Origin of the sequence: Microbulbifer sp. MKSA007, assembly GCA_032615215.1 — a bacterium.
GTDB lineage: Bacteria > Pseudomonadota > Gammaproteobacteria > Pseudomonadales > Cellvibrionaceae > Microbulbifer.
This window is the reverse complement of the sequence record CP128433.1, coordinates 4,429,960-4,448,678: the sequence shown is the minus strand read 5'-3', so window position 1 is coordinate 4,448,678 and position 18,719 is coordinate 4,429,960. Positions and strand designations below refer to the sequence as shown.

General features: G+C 49.8%; 17 protein-coding genes. 4 read left to right on the top strand and 13 right to left on the bottom strand.

The window, feature by feature from the left end; genetic code table 11:
* Positions 1-22 precede the first annotated feature (22 nt).
* The 7 genes from QT397_22735 to QT397_22705 form a co-directional block, all read right to left on the bottom strand.
* Positions 23-1,042, bottom strand: a complete 1,020-nt coding sequence (locus tag QT397_22735) for a hypothetical protein (GenBank protein WNZ55633.1) — start codon at positions 1,040-1,042, stop codon at positions 23-25.
* 448 nt (positions 1,043-1,490) lie between these two features.
* On the bottom strand, positions 1,491-2,513 hold the full coding sequence (locus tag QT397_22730; GenBank protein ID WNZ55632.1) for a hypothetical protein: 1,023 nt from the start codon (positions 2,511-2,513) through the stop codon (positions 1,491-1,493).
* Between the two features lie 467 nt (positions 2,514-2,980).
* On the bottom strand, positions 2,981-3,523 hold the full coding sequence (locus QT397_22725; protein WNZ55631.1) for a hypothetical protein: 543 nt from the start codon (positions 3,521-3,523) through the stop codon (positions 2,981-2,983).
* 59 nt (positions 3,524-3,582) lie between these two features.
* Positions 3,583-4,455: a CsgG/HfaB family protein gene (locus tag QT397_22720; protein WNZ55630.1), complete on the bottom strand. Its 873-nt coding sequence runs from the start codon at positions 4,453-4,455 to the stop codon at positions 3,583-3,585.
* A 32-nt stretch (positions 4,456-4,487) separates the two neighbouring features.
* Positions 4,488-4,916 (bottom strand): curli assembly protein CsgF, encoded by a 429-nt coding sequence (locus tag QT397_22715; protein WNZ55629.1) that lies wholly within the window; start codon positions 4,914-4,916, stop codon positions 4,488-4,490.
* Complete coding sequence (locus tag QT397_22710) at positions 4,906-5,334, bottom strand: CsgE family curli-type amyloid fiber assembly protein (GenBank protein ID WNZ55628.1); 429 nt, start codon at positions 5,332-5,334, stop codon at positions 4,906-4,908. Before QT397_22710 ends, QT397_22715 begins: the two co-directional genes overlap by 11 nt.
* Positions 5,331-5,762 carry a helix-turn-helix transcriptional regulator gene (locus QT397_22705; protein WNZ55627.1) on the bottom strand — a complete coding sequence of 144 codons (432 nt, stop codon included), beginning with the start codon at positions 5,760-5,762 and terminating at the stop codon, positions 5,331-5,333. Before QT397_22705 ends, QT397_22710 begins: the two co-directional genes overlap by 4 nt.
* Positions 5,763-6,630: 868 nt before the next feature.
* On the opposite strand from QT397_22705, the gene QT397_22700 reads away from it, so the two are divergent.
* The 3 genes from QT397_22700 (at position 6,631) to QT397_22690 (ending at position 9,981) form a co-directional block, all read left to right on the top strand.
* The gene (locus QT397_22700) at positions 6,631-8,067 is read left to right on the top strand and encodes a hypothetical protein (GenBank protein ID WNZ55626.1); all 1,437 of its coding nucleotides are present in this window, start codon (positions 6,631-6,633) and stop codon (positions 8,065-8,067) included.
* 162 nt (positions 8,068-8,229) lie between these two features.
* Positions 8,230-9,021 carry a glycerophosphodiester phosphodiesterase gene (locus QT397_22695; GenBank protein WNZ55625.1) on the top strand — a complete coding sequence of 264 codons (792 nt, stop codon included), beginning with the start codon at positions 8,230-8,232 and terminating at the stop codon, positions 9,019-9,021.
* Positions 9,022-9,078: 57 nt separating this feature from the next.
* Positions 9,079-9,981 (top strand): MBL fold metallo-hydrolase, encoded by a 903-nt coding sequence (locus QT397_22690; protein ID WNZ55624.1) that lies wholly within the window; start codon positions 9,079-9,081, stop codon positions 9,979-9,981.
* 63 nt (positions 9,982-10,044) lie between these two features.
* Here the strand turns inward: QT397_22690 and QT397_22685 are convergent, their stop codons facing one another.
* Together QT397_22685 and QT397_22680 are read right to left on the bottom strand one after the other, a co-directional pair.
* Positions 10,045-13,164 (bottom strand): efflux RND transporter permease subunit, encoded by a 3,120-nt coding sequence (locus QT397_22685; GenBank protein ID WNZ55623.1) that lies wholly within the window; start codon positions 13,162-13,164, stop codon positions 10,045-10,047.
* A gap of 120 nt (positions 13,165-13,284) precedes the next feature.
* Entirely contained in the window at positions 13,285-14,403 is a 1,119-nt protein-coding gene (locus QT397_22680) for an efflux RND transporter periplasmic adaptor subunit (protein ID WNZ55622.1), read from the bottom strand.
* A 134-nt stretch (positions 14,404-14,537) separates the two neighbouring features.
* Between QT397_22680 and QT397_22675 the strand changes: the two genes are divergently transcribed.
* Entirely contained in the window at positions 14,538-15,170 is a 633-nt protein-coding gene (locus QT397_22675; GenBank protein WNZ55621.1) for a TetR/AcrR family transcriptional regulator, read from the top strand.
* Here the strand turns inward: QT397_22675 and QT397_22670 are convergent.
* The 4 genes from QT397_22670 to QT397_22655 all read right to left on the bottom strand — a co-directional run bounded on the left by QT397_22670 (position 15,151) and on the right by QT397_22655 (position 18,701).
* The gene (locus tag QT397_22670; GenBank protein ID WNZ55620.1) at positions 15,151-15,438 is read right to left on the bottom strand and encodes a hypothetical protein; all 288 of its coding nucleotides are present in this window, start codon (positions 15,436-15,438) and stop codon (positions 15,151-15,153) included. The two genes, QT397_22675 and QT397_22670, sit on opposite strands and share 20 nt — an antisense overlap.
* Before the next feature lie 224 nt (positions 15,439-15,662).
* On the bottom strand, positions 15,663-16,424 hold the full coding sequence (locus QT397_22665) for an ABC transporter permease (protein ID WNZ55619.1): 762 nt from the start codon (positions 16,422-16,424) through the stop codon (positions 15,663-15,665).
* Entirely contained in the window at positions 16,421-17,386 is a 966-nt protein-coding gene (locus QT397_22660) for an ABC transporter ATP-binding protein (GenBank protein ID WNZ55618.1), read from the bottom strand. Before QT397_22660 ends, QT397_22665 begins: the two co-directional genes overlap by 4 nt.
* 55 nt (positions 17,387-17,441) lie before the next feature.
* Positions 17,442-18,701 (bottom strand): MFS transporter, encoded by a 1,260-nt coding sequence (locus QT397_22655; GenBank protein WNZ55617.1) that lies wholly within the window; start codon positions 18,699-18,701, stop codon positions 17,442-17,444.
* Between the last annotated feature and the right edge of the window lie 18 nt (positions 18,702-18,719).

Below are 18,719 nucleotides of genomic sequence, written 5' to 3'. Positions count from 1 at the left end.
TAAAAGTCGGCCTTAATTTTGGCTACTGAATAATAATTGCCATGTTGAAATCACCTACTTGAGCAGGCGCTGCTGCATTAAGATCCGTAGACTGAGTAACGGTAATTGTATTGAAGTTGCCAAGTTGTGATGCCGTAGTGGTGTTAAAGTCACCAGGCTGCGTCACAGTTAAGTTATTGAACGTGCCGTCCTGGGCTGCTGATGAAAAGTTATCGAAACCTACCTGCGTAACAACAGCTACGTTAGACGTCCCTACCTGTGCGGTGACAGCCCAGTGATCACCACCACTTTGATTGTGTACCAAAGTCTGGCCAGTACCGCTCTGGAAACCTTCACTATAATTGCCGTCGTCAGATTGGCTGAAGAAGATGGTGTTGAAAGAGCCATCCTGGAAGGAGAGTGTTGTACTGTTACTGGCCAAGACTTGCTGATGGGCGACTACATTGGTGTCTCCCGCTTGAATCATCGTCATGCTACTTGATGTGGTGCCACTTTGTGTCGCTGAAGCAGTGCCATTAGTACCTGTTTGACTAATAACCGCTGAGTTTAATGATGTAGCGGTTTGTATGCCTGCAGCAACATTACCATCACCGGACTGATTAATGACTAGAGTATCATTTGCACTAGTGGTCTGAGCGGTAGTTGCAAGTTGTGATCCACCACTTTGGGTAATAGTTGCAACACTGGTGTCTACAAAACTCTGGACCGTTGTAGCAATCTGTCCATCATCTATTTGCGTGATAGTAGCGACAGGAACATTAGAATCATTTTGAAAAGACTCCGCAAAGTTCAAGTCTCCTACTTGAGTTTGAGTAATTACTCCTAAGTTATTACTACTGGTTTGCTCTGCGTAAACCTCATTGTTGTCACCAGTTTGAGTCTGGGTGATCAGGTTATTAGTTACCGTCGGATCACTCTGATCAGCGGTTGCCATGTTACCAGTACCGTTCTGATTGAGAATGGCGGTATTGTTCGATGCGAAGGCTCCGGTGCTGGCGATCGCCAGAAGAACACTGGCGGCAATAGGTGTGTACTTGGTCATCTGTAACTCCATATAGATGTCAAATATCGCTGTACAGCTTTTACAAACAAAAAGAAAACAGCATCATTTGATATTGGAAGAGTCTCATCCTCAGGCATATTACAACCGTGCCAGAAGTATGTGAGGAAACTGGGATGAACCCGACTGCTTAATAACCTTCACATTCCTTGTGAAACCTAGCAATACCATTTAAACAGCAGCTTGATGCTGATTAGAGTTTTGTCGTCTTCTGGAGTTACAGCCATAGGACGGAAGTGCCGAAACCTTAGGAATAAAGTTCTTTTTTGAACTAGCTATGGCAAATAATGCCAGCTGATTTGGGGGGTGGCATTAAATGCATGAAATGGTTGTTTCATGGGAATTTAGGGCTAGTAATAATAATTGAAGCTTGCACTTAGCCCACCAAGTTGAAAATAGGCCGGCCAATTAAGCCGGCCTACCCCCTTTACTATTGAATGATAATTGCCATGTTGAAATCACCTACCTGTGTAGGTGTAGCCATGTTGGTATCGGTTGCCTGAGTTACGGCAATAACGTTGTTATTACCGGTCTGCGAGGCGACAGTGGTATTGAAATCTCCTGGCTGGGTAACGGTCAAGCTATTGAACGTTCCATCCTGGTAGCCTTCAGAATAGTTATCAAAGCCTGTCTGGGAGATCACGCCAATATTGGTGGTGCCCACTTGCTCAGTATAAGCCCAGTGATCATCTCCAACTTGAATGTGAGTCAAGCCCTGAGTAGTACCATTTTGGAAGCCCTCGCTGTAGTTCCCATCACCTGCTGTCTGTGATGTAGTGAATGTGTTGGAAGTGCCATCCTGGAAGGAAACAGAGGTACTGTTGGTGGCCAAAGTTTGAATGTGTATTACAGAGTTTGTGGTACCTGCCTGGGTAGCGTTAACAGTGCTCGAGGTACTGGAAGTTTGAGTAGAAGTTGCAGTATTGGTGGTTCCTGTTTGGGTTAAGAGTGCGGTGTTAAATGAACCGTTAGTTTGGATAACATTACCTACATTGCCGTCGCCAGACTGAGTCACTACAGCATTATCATTTGTACTGGAAACTTGAGTTACTGCTGCTACTTGCGGACTACCACTTTGGGTGACAGTAGCAACGCTGGTATCTACAAAATTTTGTGTAGTTGTTGCAAAGTGACCGTCGTTGATTTGGGTGATAGTAACAATCGCAGTGCTGGAATCATTCTGGAAGGACTCTGCGTCATTCATATCTCCGACTTGAGTTTGGGTAATTACACCGGAATCATTAAAGCTGGTTTGCTCTGCATAAACTACGTTGTTGTCACCAGTTTGGTTTTGTGTGATCAGGTTGTTGGATACAGTGGCATCACTCTGATCAGCCGTGGCCATATTGCCAGTGCCATTTTGGTTGAGAATGGCGGTATTGTTGGTAGCTAAGGCTCCGGTACTGGCGATCGCCAGAAGAACACTGGCGGCAATAGGTGTGTACTTAGTCATCAGTAACTCCATAGGGATGTCAAATATAGCTGTACAGCTTTTTACAAATAAAAGAATTCAGCACCATTAGATATTGGGAGTGTTTTGTCTCAGGACACGATACGGCTGTGTCAGGCGTATGTGAGTTATCTGGAGTGAAACCGACTGCTTCTAACCTTCACATTCCTTGTGAAACATCTAGCAATATCATTTTTAACAGCAGCTTGATGCTGAATAGAGTTTTGTCGTCTTTGGAGGTTGTGGCTATAGGGCAGAAGTCTTGAAACTTTAGGAAGAAAGTTCTTTTTTTAAGGTGGGGTGATAAAGCTTGTCAGAAAATTCTTTTATACGGCGCGAGGTTCAAATAATCACATTTCTGATAAATTTTCTAAGTTGCTGTAATCATTATTGTCACTTAATAAGCTTACATGAATTGAAGTAAAGAAGTCCAATCAGATGAAGGGAAACCAGAGAAGTATTATTAGTTATTAGTCATATTGGCTAATATACGTTGTTGTAGCGGTTCCGGTAACAGTGACCGAGGTGTGAAGGCCATTCCCACTTTGGTAAATATTGACGTTATGAAAGCTGCCAATCTCTTCCACATGGGCACTATTTTGTATTCCAAATTGGGATATGCCCGCAGTATTGCCAACTCCATACTGGTCGATATCTATAAAATTCTCAAAACCTATTTGTATCAACATTGAATAGTTGTAATTCCCGACCTGACTCGATGTGACAATATTATCCTCACCAGATTGGGTGACCGATAAACTATTTCTATTGCCGTCCTGGTGAGCAGAAGTGTAGTTGTTACTACCTGATTGGCGGGTATGTATGTTGTTGTTTCCACCTTCCTGGTTGATAACGGTTAAATTTGTGACGGAGTAAAGGTTGGCTGCGCTTAATTCGCTCGCAACAGCCAATTCACTACTGGAATCCAAGTCTGAGCAATGGCCTAAACCCGGAAGGTTAACAACAGCCATTGCTAGGGTGGCAGAAAAAATAATTCTGAATTTATGGTACATCTTTCCAAGTATCCCAATTTTAAGCCGGGCTTAAAAATCTAATTTGTCAGTCATTGATTCTACATAATGACAGTGCTGTCATTGAGGTAGTACTGCAATATCGGATTTTCAATCTCATCCGGATTGGCAAGTGCCCAAGAGTTGTGCACGATGCCTTCACTGATCAAATGAATCACAGCAGATTCCATCGCTGAAAGCATAGCAAGCTGTGCGGGTTCGTTATAAGTAGTACCAGCTTCTAATTCCAACAGGCGCCGATATTTTACATAGCGAAAAACATCGGCACTGATTGCCTTGGAGTAGACCGTTTTTGAAGTTAAAACGGAGTGCAATACCCGCCCAGAGCGAATATCTATGGCCCGCAAGTTTACTGTTACCTGATCCACGCGATACTGCTCGTCTGCGCCAATACCAAAATAGCGAGCACCTGCGCCACCGGTTTGAATATTTTGATCGTAGGCAACGATACCGCCTTCTAATAAGACATTTGCAGCCACAAGTGTGGGAAGTGGCACACTGTTATTGACGGGAATATCCGGCTTGGTTAATCCTGCACGGATAATCTTCCGCTCTGTCAGCAGATTTTGCAGCCCTTCACGTTCCAACGGGATAAACCAGCCGGACTCATTGAGTACGTCCATCAGCATGGCCGCGCCACCTTGGGTGACTGCGGTAGAGAAACTGCTGTTTGGTGCGGGTTTGTACTGGCCAGTCTGATCGCGGAAACCGTATACCGCCACCAATATTTTACCCTTCGGTTGCGGAAGGTTGATCAGGTCCCGATAGGTGTTTTTCCTCGGGGTGAGCATTGCATCTGTGATGCCCGGACCAAAAAGTGCATCGCCCACATCTTTGACCGCGGAACAACTACTTAGCGTCATTAATGTCGCTACGATGGGCAAAGCTATCACTTTTTTTATTGCATTACGCATTGCCAAAGAATCCTTTGAAATTTAAACGTTCGTTAGTTTGTCGGGTTTAGCCCGCTTACAACGATTTCGCTTTTATCTCCGGTACTGCGGTCGGTGATAAGTACTGTCAGGACACCATCGTTATCAACGATTTGTACGATAAAGTCGTCTGTAATCAGTTCTCCACTATTACCATCACCAACATCGGTTAGAAGTTGGTTTAGCAGGCGGGTTTCCAGCGAGTCGCTGAACCTATCCAGAGCACTGGGTTGTTCATAGAGGCTGTCTGGTTTATCCGGATCTTCGTGAGTATCTTGTGACTGCGCATTTTGCAGAAGGTAAGTACCATTGAGTGGGTTGCCACCAAAATTGGGGTTTACCGGTTCATAGATTAATTCGGTGGCCGAGACGTGATGATATGAGAACGCCGCCAGAGAAAAAAAGCGGTACCCAGTAATGATTTGATCTTCATTAGAATTCATCCTTACCCAAATCAAAGGTGTCTGTGAGTGAGCTGCGAACACGCGCTTGCAGTACTTCCTGGTGAATATATTGCGCGGCCTCATCGGCCAAGCGATGAATATTATTGGTGCTTGGACTGATAAAACGCCTGAAAACAATTTTGTCGTTATAGGTAACCCAGATGAGATTTCCCCAACGTGCTGAGGGTCTTTCGTAAATAGTTAAGTTGTAAGTGGCATCTGGATAATTAAGGTTTCTGTATTCGCTCATATAGCGGGCAAAATCGTGCCCGGTACGGGTTATTGTTCGATCAATATTGAATCCACTGATTTCGTCTTCGAGTTTTCCAGAATCGGTATCTGCTGGAGGGACCTCTGTGTCATCCTGGCCAAAGGCCAAGGATGCACACAGTGTCAACATCAACAGGGTTAGTCTCATATCCTCTCTTCCTGGAGATTGAGCTTGGCCCAATTACTGGCCTGCAGCCGGTTTTTAACTCCAATTTTTCGGAAAATGTTATACATGTGATTTTTCACAGTGTGTTCGCTAAGGTGCAATTTTGTTGCGATCACACTGTTGGGTTCACCGGTAGTGAGTTGTCCGAGTATTTCCTGTTCCCTGCGGGTAAGAGGGAGGGAGTTTTGTGGGCTGATATGTTGTCGCCCCTCGGCACTGTGAATCGCGGTATCCAATTTGTGAATAAGGTTTTCCTGACTGGTATTGCTATCACAAAGTAGGTGAAAACCTTTCTGGCGTAACTTTTCCGATATATGAATGGGTAGGTTGGCTGGGAGATTAATCAGTAAAGCTTTTGCATGACTAATCTTCTTTAGGTCTGAAAGAAACTGCTTTGAGTCAGAACTCACACCAATTTGCCAACAATCTATCACGATAGCCTGATAATGCTGCAGGCAGTTTTTTTGTTTTCCAATGCTAGATTTTTCCCAGGGTATGGGAATAGCTTGCGAAAACAGTGAAAATAATAGATCGCCTTGAAGGCCGGAGTTGCTAAAAAAAAGAACCGGCATATACCTCGTACCTCTCCTTGATACAGATAGATCTCTCTTAAAATAAGAGTTTGACCTTCCATCGACTCCTGTCGTTTAGGTTCCCAAAATTACCCCACGTTATCTGCCATGACGACGTGGGAGTCAGCGTAAAATTGTTTCTGCCGTGTTAGGGAAAAACACTCACTCAATGAGAATTTAGTTTGGAGTGTAGACGTAGGAGGGGTAAGGCTTAGGAAAAAATGTGCCTTATTTATGGAGGTTGAATATTTTTGGTTTGGTTTGGATGTGGTTTTTAAGTTTGGAAATGTATTGTTTTTCTCAGTCAAAGTTTTGAAAGGTATGCGTGCAATTTATTTTTTTGGCATTTTGTGTCTCGCATATGGTGCTGTTTTTTTCTTTGGCAACTATTGTGCTTTATTGTTGATTTTCTCTACTAGATGTAGACGTTTATTTTTTTAATTTCTAACGGGATAAACTTAAATTGATGTAAAAGAACAACTGTTTTCAGGTAACTTAATGATGTCACCTGTATGGTTCCGTATTGTTGGGTCGCCTTAACGGCCCTGCGTCTATATCAGCTTTCCCAGTGTTTCCAATATTAGGGCCTGATCCTAGTGGCAAAGCTGTCGTCATACTCCTGTACAAATTGTGAACTTTTGGGCGAATGTGCTGTCCGCAGCTGTTAGGATAGAGGCCAATTGGGCTGATAATGAAGGGGGGAGAGATGAGTCAACTAATGCAAAGTTTACCACTTTGGCTTTGGGGCATCCTGGGATTGATTGTTTTGTTCCTGGCCCGTGAGCCTGTGCATCGCGCCGTATATGCAATAGCGCGTCTGGGCCATCGGGCGTTGCGCTTTATCGCGGGTAATATTGATTCCGCAGAACAAAGACTGGTAGAGCGCAATCGAGAAGTACTTTTTGCCGAAGGCAGGGACACGGCAGAGCGCCAGATTGAAAGAGAATTTGAACGTATTGAGCAAACCGTACATCGGGATTTGGCACTGTATCCAACCTTACATAGAAAGCTCTGTGAACAACTCAGCAGCTTGGATGAAGACTATGTACGCAGTGCTGAAATAGCACCGGAACCGTCAAACTGGGCCAGGGCTATTCGAGCTGTTTCGGAAATTCCTGGCAAAGAGGACCCTGTGGTAGCAGATGTTCTCGATACTATTAATCAGTCTATGCGCAAGGCCGAGTCCAAAGCTCTGGAGTCCTATCGTGAGTCCACCCGAGAGAGGCATCAATTACTAAAACGTATGCTGCCCAGTTGGCGTGCAATGCTTTCGACATTGGGACGTATTAACAAAAATGTAGAATCGGTTATTCGGCGGGCCAAAGCGCTGGATGGCCATATGGAGCGCTACGAAGAGATTTTACAGGAAACGGATAAAAGCCTTCACTTGCTGTCTTCATCCTCTTTCAGCCGCTTTCTGACAGCTTCTCTGGTATTAGTGGTTGCTTTAGCTGGCGCTATGGTGAATTTTCAGTTACTGGCACAGCCTATGGCGGCAGTACTGGGCGCTGAAGCTTCACTTGGCAGTTATAGTCTCGCCAGTATTTCAGCCGCAGTGGTTATCTTTTTGCAGATCACTGTCGGATTGTTGATTATGGAATGCTTGCAGGTTACTCGAATGTTTCCTGCGGTAGGTTCCCTCGGTGAGAGTACGCGCAGGTTATTGCTGGGAGTGGCTTTGGCACTCTTATTGGTTTTGGCTGTAGTCGGTGGAAACCTGGCTTTCTCACGTGAGTTGATTCTGCAACAGCAGTTATTAGGTTCTGAGCAGCTTTGGCCAATTCCTCTGGCACAGATGGGACTTGGGTTTGTGCTTCCCTTGATTCTGGCTTTTCTGGCAATTCCTTTGGAGCAGTTTATCCGTTCAGCGCGAACGGTAATTGGTATTGGTGTGGGCTTATCCCTGCGGGGAATGACCATAATACTGCGGTTTTTGGCGATGGCTTCACTGCACTTAGGTGTTTTGGTTAATCGTTTTTACGACATCGTTATTTTTGTTCCCCTCTGGTTACAGGCTTTATATGTCCGTCAGAAACAGGGAACTGGCAGTGAGGCTAAAGAACCGGCGGAGAAAGAAGAGTCCAAAAAGAATACCGTGTTTGCTGACACTGATTCTGTTGCCAAATTAGTGGAAGAGGCGTAATCGAAGCTAACACTATCCAGCTTGAAAACTGACAAAATAATAAGTGTGGTGAGCATGTTTTGGTTGTCGTTCTTTTTAATTGCCCTAGTCGTCCTTTTTCTTTATGCCCTGTCTGCACCGGGCAAACCTTGCCCCCTGTGGTTTCCTCAGGGGGAGGGGCCGATGGTGATCGCACATGGTAATGACTGCGGCAACGGCCTCTACCCAGGAAACACGGCGATTTACCTTGAAAAAATGGTGCAACTGGGCGTGGATGCTATTGAAGTGGATCTGTGGCTCACTGCCGACGGTCATTTAGTGTTGGTTCACGACAGGGAGCTGGAAATGTTTTCTGATGGTGCGGGGTTTGTAGAAGATAAGACTCTAGAGCAGTTGCGACAGTTAAATGTTGCCTATCTCTGGACCCGAGATGGAGAGCATTACCCCTATAGAGAAAATCCCCTGCGAGTGCAGACTCTGCAAGAGGCGCTGGCAATGGTGGGGGATATGCCAATGATACTGGAGATTAAAAGCCGCCAGTATCGCACGGCAAAAGTGTTGAAGGATGTGCTGGCAAAGTGTGGAAAAGGCGAGCAGGTCGTTGTTTCCTCATTTCACCAAGGGGTGATTAATGAGTTTCGTCGACTCTGTCCGCAAGTGGCAACAGGCACGCCTACCGTAGAGGCAGTGGTATTTTATATTGCACAGTTACTCCGAGCAGAAAAACTGCTGCGCCCAAGCTATAGCGCGATGCAGCTACCGATGGAGCAAAAAGGTATTCCCGTAGTTACTGAAAGTATGGTGCGAGCCGCTGATAAGAAGAGCGTCCACTTGGCGGTATGGACAGTGAATGGTATGGAGAATTACCGGCGCTATATTGATCTGGGCGTACACGGCATTGTGACTGACCGACCGGATCTGCTGTTGGAGATGTTGGCGCAGCAGCGAGAAACTTTATTGAAGCAGGCAGCCTGAGCTAAATAATCAGTTGCCAAAGATATTGGAAAGAAATAATAACAACTGGGAGTTCTTATGAAGAACGTAGTAGGTTTCGTCGCCCTGGCGGTTTCTGTATTGGCTGCATCTTTTACCTCTGCGCAGGATCGGTTTGCCAATGTGGAAATTAGTAGTGAAGCCGTGTCTGGCAATGTTTATATGCTCAAAGGGGCTGGGGGCAATATTGCAGTACTGGTGGGAGAGGACGGCACCTTTATGGTGGATGACCAATACGCGCCTTTGACCGCAAAAATTCAACAGGCAGTAGCTGAGTTAGCCAAGCAACCTTTGCGTTTTGTCATTAATACCCACTGGCATGGAGATCATACCGGCGGCAATGAAAACCTGGGTAAAAGCGGCGCCCTGATTGTGGCTCACGAGAATGTGCGCAAACGGGTAAGTACCGAGCAGTTTATTGAGGCGTTCAAGCGGAAGGTTGAGCCGTCTCCCCCAGAAGCATTACCGGTGATAACCTTTACCGATGCCACTACCTTTTACTGGAATGGCGATAGGGTAAAGGTCCAACATGTGGGGCCGGCGCACACGGATGGTGACTCCATCGTGCATTTTGCCGAAGCCGATGTGATTCATATGGGGGATATTTATTTTAACGGCAACTATCCCTTTATAGACCTCTCTTCCGGCGGCTCGGTGGATGGCATGATCGCAGCTATGGACACCGCTCTGGCAATGGCGGGGGAAGATACAAAAATTATTCCCGGTCACGGTCCTCTCAGTAATCGGGCAGAACTGCAACAGCAGCGCAATATACTGGCAGGGCTTAGGGACAAAGTGAAAGCGATGGTGGATGAGGGTAAAACCCGGCAGGAAGTGATTTCTGCAAAGCCCACAGCGGAATTTGATGCGCAGTATGGCCAGGGTTTTATGACACCGGATATTTGGACCGGGATTGTTTACGACTCCCTGACACAATCTTAGGAAATAAAAAAGGCGGCGCAGTGAAAGCCTGCGCCGCCTTTTTTGTTGGATTACCCGGTGATTTTAATCTGTAGTGGCATTTGGGGTCATGGGCCCGCCAAATTCAGGGCTATTTTCCACCGCCTCTTCATTGTGTTCTTCCCGCACTCGGAACCAAGCGGCATAGAGTGCTGGCAGGAACAGTAGGGTGAGTCCGGTTGCGACAATCAATCCGCCCATAATGGCGACCGCCATAGGGCCAAAGAAGTCACTGCGGGACAGTGGAATCATCGCCAATACCGCAGTCAGCGCTGTCAAAACAATCGGCCTGAAGCGTCTTACCGTCGACTCGACAATTGCATCCCAGGGGCTGAGGCCCTGGCTGATATCCTGCTGTATCTGGTCCACCAAAATCACCGAGTTACGCATAATCATTCCCGCCAGGGCGATGGTGCCCAGCATGGCGACAAAACCAAAGGGCTTGCCAAACAACAGCAGGAACAGGGTAACGCCGATCAGGCCCAGGGGAGCCGTGAGGAATACCATGGTGGATAGGGACATACTGCGCAATTGCAGCATTAGTAGGGTAAAGACCACCAGCACAAATAGCGGCATACCGGCATTGACCGATTTTTGCCCCCGTGCAGATTCTTCCACGGTACCACCCACTTCCAGCAAGTAGCCCGGCGGTAATTTATCGCGAATGGATTGAAGCTGAGGCCACACGGCATTGACGACGGTCGCCGGTAACTCTTCCCCATAAATATCAGCGCGCACGGTAACGGTGGGCAGGCGGTCCCGGTGCCAGATAATACCTTCCTCAAAACCGTATTCCAGGGTGGCAATCTGGTTCAACGGTACACTGCGGCCGCTGTCGGTTTGTACCGCGAGGTTACCCAACTGGCGCAGGGCATAGCGATCGTCTTCATTACCGCGCACACGCACGTCGATCAGCTCGTTATCCTCCCGGTATTGGCTCACAGTGATACCCGTTAAGGAGCTTTGCAGAGCCTGGGACAAGGTTGCACTGTTGACGCCCATGGCGCGAGCGCGGTCCTGGTCGATATTGAGGTTGATAGATTTACTGGGTTCTTCCCAATCCAGGTGCACGTTGGTCACTTGTGGATTGTCCCGCAGGCGCTCGGCCACTTCCCGGGCCAATCCGCGCACTTCGCGAATATGTTCGCCGGACAAGCGGAATTGCACCGGGTAACCCACGGGCGGGCCGTTCTCGAGGCGGGACACACGGCTGCGCAGGGTGGGGAACTCCTCATTCATCGTATTGATCAACCAGCTGCGCACTTGCTCGCGTTCTTCGACACTGCGGGTCATCACAACAAACTGGGCGAAACTGGCAGCGGGCAGCTGCTGGTCCAAAGGCAGGTAGAAGCGCGGGGAGCCGGTGCCCACATAGGCCACGTAATTTTCTACCTGATCGTTTTGCGCCAGCAGGGTTTCCAACCTTTTGGCCTGGTGCTCGGTGGATTTCAGCGAGGCACCTTCGGCCAGCTTCAGGTCCACCATCAATTCGAGGCGTCCGGAAGAGGGGAAGAACTGTTGCGGAACCAGTTTGAACAGAGCGAGCGAGCCGACAAAAATTGCCAGGGTGGCTGCGATCACTGTTTTGCGATTGCGCAGGCACCAGGTAATAAAGCGGCGGAAGCGCTGGTAAAAGGGTTTCTGGTAGGGGTCTGCCACTTCACCGCCGTGGCCGTGTCGCGCCAGGTTTGGCAGCAGGTAGTGGCCCAGATAGGGTACAAAGACCACGGCGGCAATCCAGGAAACGATTAGCGACAGGGTGACCACCTGGAAAATAGATCGGGTGTATTCACCGGTGCCGGATTGGGCGGTGGCAATCGGTAAAAAACCGGCGGCGGTAATCAGTGTACCGGTGAGCATGGGAAAAGCGGTACTGGTCCAGGCGAAGCCGGCGGCTTTTAGCCGGCTGAGCCCCTGCTCCATTTTTATCGCCATCATCTCCACCGCGATAATGGCATCGTCCACCATCAAGCCCAGGGCGAGTACCAGTGCCCCCAGCGAGATCTTGTGCAGTCCGATATTGAAGTAGTGCATCAGCGCGAAGGTCATCGCCAATACCAATGGGATCGACAGCGCCACAATTAATCCCGGGCGGCTGCCGAGGGAGAAAAAACTCACCAGCAGTACGATACCCAGGGCTTCGGCCAGCACTTGCAGGAATTCGCCGACGCCGCGTTTTACTGCCGCCGGTTGGTCGGAGACCTTGCGCAGTTCCATACCTATGGGCAGATCTTCCTGTAGTCGGGCAAAGGTTTCGTCGAGGGCTTTACCCAACTTTAAAATATCTCCCCCTTCCTTCATGGACACGGCGAGGCCGATGGCATCCTCTCCCATAAAGCGCATGCGGGGCTGGGCCGGATCGCTAAAGCCGCGGTGGACCTGGGCGATATCTCCCAGGCGCTGGGTGCGGCCATCTGCGGTAATAGGAAACTGGCGTATTTCATTGACGGAGGTGAATTGTCCGCTCACACGGATGCGCACCCGGTCGCTGACGGTATCCACAAAGCCGCCATCGGTGACCTGGTTTTGCGCTTGCAGGGCGTTTTGAACCGCAGACAGTGGAATGCCCATGGAAGCTAATTTGGTATTGGATATCTCCACCCAAATTTTTTCGTCCTGCAATCCCAGTAACTCGACCTTGCCTACATCCTTAACTCGCTGAAGGGCCAGTTGCAGTCGCTCAGCGTAGTCCTTCATCAGTGCGTAATCGAAGCCACTGCCGGTGAGGGCATAAATATTGCCGAAGGTGGTGCCAAACTCGTCGTTAAAAAATGGGCCCTGGATATCCGGCGGCAGGGTGTGGCGAATATCCCCCACCTTTTTGCGCACTTCATACCAGAGATCGGGAATGTCACGGGAGTGCATATCGTCCCGGGCAACAAACAATACCTGGGATTGCCCCGGACGCGAAAAAGAGGAGATACGCTGGTAATCGCCGGTCTCCAGTAATTTCTTTTCTACCCGTTCGGTAATCTGGCGGGACACATCTTCGGCACTGGCGCCGGGCCAGACGGTGTTGATCACCATCACCTTAAAGGTAAAGGGTGGATCTTCACTTTGCCCCAATTGGGTATAGGAAAAGGTTCCCAGCAGTCCCAGGACGATCATTGCGTAAAGCACCAGCGGGCGGTTTTTTAAGGCCCACTCGGAGAGGTTAAAACCCATGGCAGTTTCTCTGTTTCAAGGGCGGCTCTGCTTTTCGCGGCCGCACTTTGGAAATTGTTATCGAGGCTTTATTGGGAATTAATTTTCGCGGGCAGGCGTTATTGTTCCCGCGTCTTTAATTTATTCCTGATGGGCGAGAGACGGCCCCTGTTCGATGGGGCGGTTCATACGGTCCACAGGGCGCACCACCATACCTTCCTGCAACAAATGGGTACCTGCGGCCACGACCCAGTCATTGCGTTCCAACCCGGAAAATACCGAGACAAATTCCTCACCGTAGGGGCCCAGGCTGACCGGGGTTTTATGCAGCGTTTTTGTCTCTGGATTTAATACCCATACAAATGCGGCGCCATCGTCAGCACTGACTGCTGACATCGGAACTTGCAGTACATCAGTTTTTTCCGCCCTGGGGACAAATGCCCGTGCACTCTGGCCGATTTCTACACCGCTCACTTTATTTTCGAAAGCGACCCTGGCTTCAAAGGTGCGGGATATGGGATCGGCTGCCGGCGATAGTTCGCGGATGCGTGCGGGGAAAGATTGGCCCGGTTGGGACCAGAGTTCGACAGTTAGCGGTTGGCCCACTTTAAAGCGGCTGATGGATTGTTCCGGCAGGTCGATACGCACTTCCCGTTCACCATCGGCTGCCAGCTCAAAAATGCCTTGTCCTGCGGCAACGACCTGGCCGGCCTCGGCCATGCGGCGGGCGATCACGCCACTTTCCGGCGCCTTGAGTACGGCGTAGGCAGCCTGGTTGCGGGCAACATCCAGCTGTGCCTTGGCCTGCTGTAGTCGCGCTTCGCTGGCTTCGAATTGGGTTTCTACGGTATCGAACTGGGATAGGCTCACCAGCTGCTTTTCCAATAGCTTGCGGTGGCGCGAGAGTTCACTGCTAGCCAGGCGCTGGTCTGCCTCGGCGGAAGTATGGCTGGCGCGGGCTGAATCCAGTTGTAGCAGCAGGTCTTCAGTATCCAGTTCTGCCAGGGGCTGGCCCTGCTCCACACGGTCGCCGACATTTACCAGGCGCCGCTGGATTTTCCCGCCGATACGGAAGGCCAGTGCCGGCTCGAAGCGGGCTCTTACCTCACCGGGATAGACATCGGTTTGGGCGCTGGCCAGGGTGGGGCGCACCATAACAGCGGGCCGCGGTTTGGTTTCTTGTTCCTGAGATTCAGAGGGGGCACAAGCGCTCAGCAAAAGGCTGAGTGAGAGCGCAGCGAGGATTAGCATTCGGTACATATTGGCTTCCTTCCCCGGCGCTGGCGCGTCGAGGCAGATCCGTGACTGGGTCAAGCATGGCCGGGCGGCCATCAATGTTATACTGGCGAGTATAGTATATTTAATGAACTAACGAGTCTAGTATATGGAGAGCTATGTCTGAGCAGACCCAGACGGCCGCCCAGCGCGGTCGCCCCAAGGATCCGGTGAAACGCCAAGCCATTCTGGATGCCGCCCGGGACCTGTTTTTATCCCACGGTTTTGCCGCTACCAGCGTGGATGCGGTGGCCTCGGCTGCGGGAGTATCCAAACTTACGGTCTACAGCCACTTCTCCGATAAGGAGACGCTCTTTAGCGCCGCGATTGCCTCTCGCTGCGAAATGATGATGCCCCTGCCCATCTTTGCTTTAGAAGAGGGGGAATCGGTAGAGCAGGTCCTGGAGCGTATTGGCGACGCTTTTATGGGGATGGTGGAGAGCGAGGATAGCGTACGTCTGTTACGCCTTTTGTGTGCCCTGGCATCCCAGGAGTCGGAAATGGCCCAGCTATTTTTTGACGCAGGTCCCCAGCGGATTTTGGGGGAGATAGAGCAGCTACTGCGCAGAGCCAATCAGTTACAGATGTTGAAGGTGGATAATCCCGCCGTAGCGGCGGAAGATTTTATCGGCTTGTTGCTGGGTTGCCACCATATGCAGGTCTTGATCGGTTGCCGACAAATGTCGACACAGGAAGAGCGCCGTGAACGCGTACAAAAGGCGGTGAGAACCTTTATGTGTGCCCACCACTAGCGCCGGGATTATTGCCTGTATTCTTGGGCTGCTCCGCCATCGCGGGGCACAGGACAATATCAGTGGCTACCTGGAGCCACTCAGGTTTGTTGCGGCTGTAAACATAGCGCTCGGGATAAATAAACTCCGGTGCATCAAAGGCGCCGCCGCCGAAGCCCCGATATTCGGGTAGGAATTCCAGTGTCCAGGTGAGCGTGCTGCCGCAATCGGGGCAGAACTGGCTCTTTATCCAGCGACAGGCATCGGAGTAAAGAATGTGGGTTTGCAAATGGCCCTGAAGAAAGGCTATTGAAGTAGACCGATAAGCCGATGGGGCTACCGCTGCGCTTTCTGCACCACTGACAAGAGCACAGGCTGACCCGGCGAGGGGAGCCGTGGGCGCGAAAGCGCAGTTGCCCGCAAACGCAGCCCCCTTCGTGATATTCCTCCATCATGCCAAGTCCACCGCTGTACCGCCTTTACTAAGGTTGGCACAGCGGCGTGGGGGAGGAATCAGGTTTTGATGCGGTATCCGGTGCGGAAAATCCACCAGACGGTGGTGAGGCACAGCACCAGAAAGAGCAAAGTCATGCCGATACTCAGCCCCAGGTTAACATCGGCTACGCCGTAAAAAGCCCAGCGGAAGCCGCTGATCAAATAAACTACTGGGTTGAACAAGGTAATTTTTTGCCACATTTCCGGCAGCATACTGATCGAATAAAATGCACCGCCGAGAAAAGTGAGCGGCGTAATAATCATCAGCGGAATAACTTGCAGCTTCTGAAAGTCATCGGCCCAAACTCCGATAATAAATCCGAACAGGCTAAAAGTGACGGCAGTCAGCGCCAGGAATGTCAGCATCCACCAGGGGTGGACAATTTCGTAATCCACAAAAAAGCGAGCGGTCAGCAATATCAACAGCCCCAATAAAATGGACTTTGTCGCTGCGGCACCCACATATCCGGTGACGATTTCGAAGGAGGATATGGGAGCGGACAGTACTTCATAAATGGTGCCGGAAAACTTAGGGAAAAATATTCCGAAAGAGGCGTTGGAAATACTCTCGCTGAGCAGCGCCAGCATTACCAATCCTGGAATAATAAAGGCCCCATAACTGACTCCGTCGATATCCCCCATACGCGATCCAATCGCCGCACCAAACACAATAAAATAGAGAGATGTGGAGAGCACCGGTGAGGCGATGCTCTGCATCAGGGTACGCCAGGTGCGGGCCATCTCAAACTTATAGATGGCGCCAATTCCATACCAATTCATGCCTGTGCCTCCTTGCTGAGCTGCTCTTCCCGTTCAAGGCGGGCACCGTGAACCAAGTTGACGAAAATTTCCTCCAGGGAGCTTTCCCGGGTGTGTAAATCGCGGAATTCAATATTGGCGGCATTTAAACGGCGCAGAAATTCCGCAAGACCAGTGTCTTCGCTTTTGATATCAAAGCGATAAACCAGCTGGCTGCCATCGCTGCTGAGACTGAGTGGCAGGTCAGCGAGACTCTCTGGAATTTGTTGCAGTGGTGTGGGCAGTTGCAGGCTGAGTTCTTTCTCCCCCATTTTCTTCATCAGTGCATTTTTCTCCTCAACCAGAACCAGTTGGCCGTGATTGATAACACCGACACGATCGGCCATTTCCTCGGCCTCTTCGATATAGTGGGTGGTGAGGATAACGGTTACTCCCGACTCTTTCAGTTCGCGCACCATTTGCCACATATCCTGGCGTAGCTCCACATCGACCCCGGCGGTGGGTTCGTCGAGGAAGAGCACATTGGGCTCGTGGGATAGCGCTTTGGCGATCATCAGTCGGCGCTTCATTCCTCCTGAAAGTGTAATAATTTTGTTATCTTTTTTCTCCCATAGGGATAGCTGCCGTAGAATTTTCTCCAGATAGGCGGGATTGGGAGCCTTGCCGAATAGACCGCGGCTGAATTTCACTGCCGCCCAAACGGTTTCAAAGGCATCGGTGGATATCTCCTGGGGCACCAGACCAATCTCATTGCGGGCATTGCGATAGTCCCGCTGAATATTGTAACCATTGACAGTGACCTCACCGCAGCTTGGATTTACGATGCCGCAGATAATACTGATCATGGTTGTCTTGCCCGCGCCATTGGGGCCGAGCAAGGCAAAGAGTTCTCCCCGCTGAATTTCCAGGTCGATATTCTTCAGGGCGGTAAACCCCTCGGCATAGGTTTTTCCCAAGCCTTTGATGGAAATAATCGATTCCACTTTTTCTCCTTGCCAAAATTACCGTACGGCTTTGGCTGTGTGTTGTCAGGTGGATTTATCGGGCAGAAAGGAGGAATACCTTTCCTGTCGGATCAGTTTCCCGATCCCAGCCCGGAAGTATATGCCAATGAGAATTCTTTTTAATTTTAATGATGTATATCAAAGCTGCGCTGGAGGCGGCGAACATCAAAATTAAAGCCATGGATGAGAATGCACTGGAATATCCCATTTTATCAATCCAGGGCTGGCTGATGAAAGGCGAAATAAATTGCCCAAGAAAAATTCCAGTCGTCAGAAATCCCGCAGTTTTCCCTCTTTTTGACTCCGGAGCAGATTCGAGAGCCGTAGAAAAGATATGTGGTATCAGGGTACCCATTCCAAGTCCGTAGAGGGCAATAAAAGCAACTATTTCCGTCAGGTTTTCAGCGCCGGCGAGCAGCCCAAAGCTGGCGGCCATAATAGTAAAGCTTGCGACAAAAACGCCGAGCACTCCCAGTCGATTCCGGGCTCGCCGGTAAATCAATAATGAGGCGATGGCTCCCATAACATTACTGGAGGCGATAGCCATAGCAATAAGGCTGGGTGAGGAGATTTCTATCTCGCGCAAGTAAAAAGGGATCTGAGTTGGAATCAGGGTAAAAGCCAGGCTATTTAAAGTTGCCGCCGCCAGTAGTGCATAAAATGCAAGCGGGTTATCCTGCTTTTCTTTTTTGGGGTCTCTGTGCTTGAAAGGCCTTACTCGCATGGGCTCCCAAAGGAAAATTTTAACTGCTGGAACTAGTAGTAAGGCCAACAAGTAAATTGCGAAGGGGGCGCGCCAATGTAAGCTGGCCAGTAGTCCGCCCAGGGTTAGAAATACGACCCCACCGATACTGATAAAAGTACTCTGCTGGCTCAAATAAGTTAGGCGTTGCTCCCGGCTGAAATAATCCCCCACCAGGGCTGTTACCGAGGTCATTGTTCCGGCCACGGCAACTCCCAATAGTAAGCGGCTAGTCAGGATACCTGCGAGACTATCCTGAAATAGGGCTAGTAGACCGGATAGTCCATAGAGTACCAGGGCTGCTTTCAATAATTGCAGGCGGCCATGGCGATCAGCAATCCAGCCTGCTAATGGAGCGCAGAGGGCGATGCTCAAAGCGGGCAGGGTCACTACCAGTCGGCTCCACAAATCACTATTGGGTGTCCCTGAGAAATACTGCTGCAGTGCAGGTAGTGACGGGGCTACAGTGGCCCCCGACATGATAGTGAGTGCTGCCAAGCACAGTAATGTGATACGGCTCTGAGACGGTATCCCGCTGGTCGTGTGCTTCATGATTATTAGTCGCTGCTT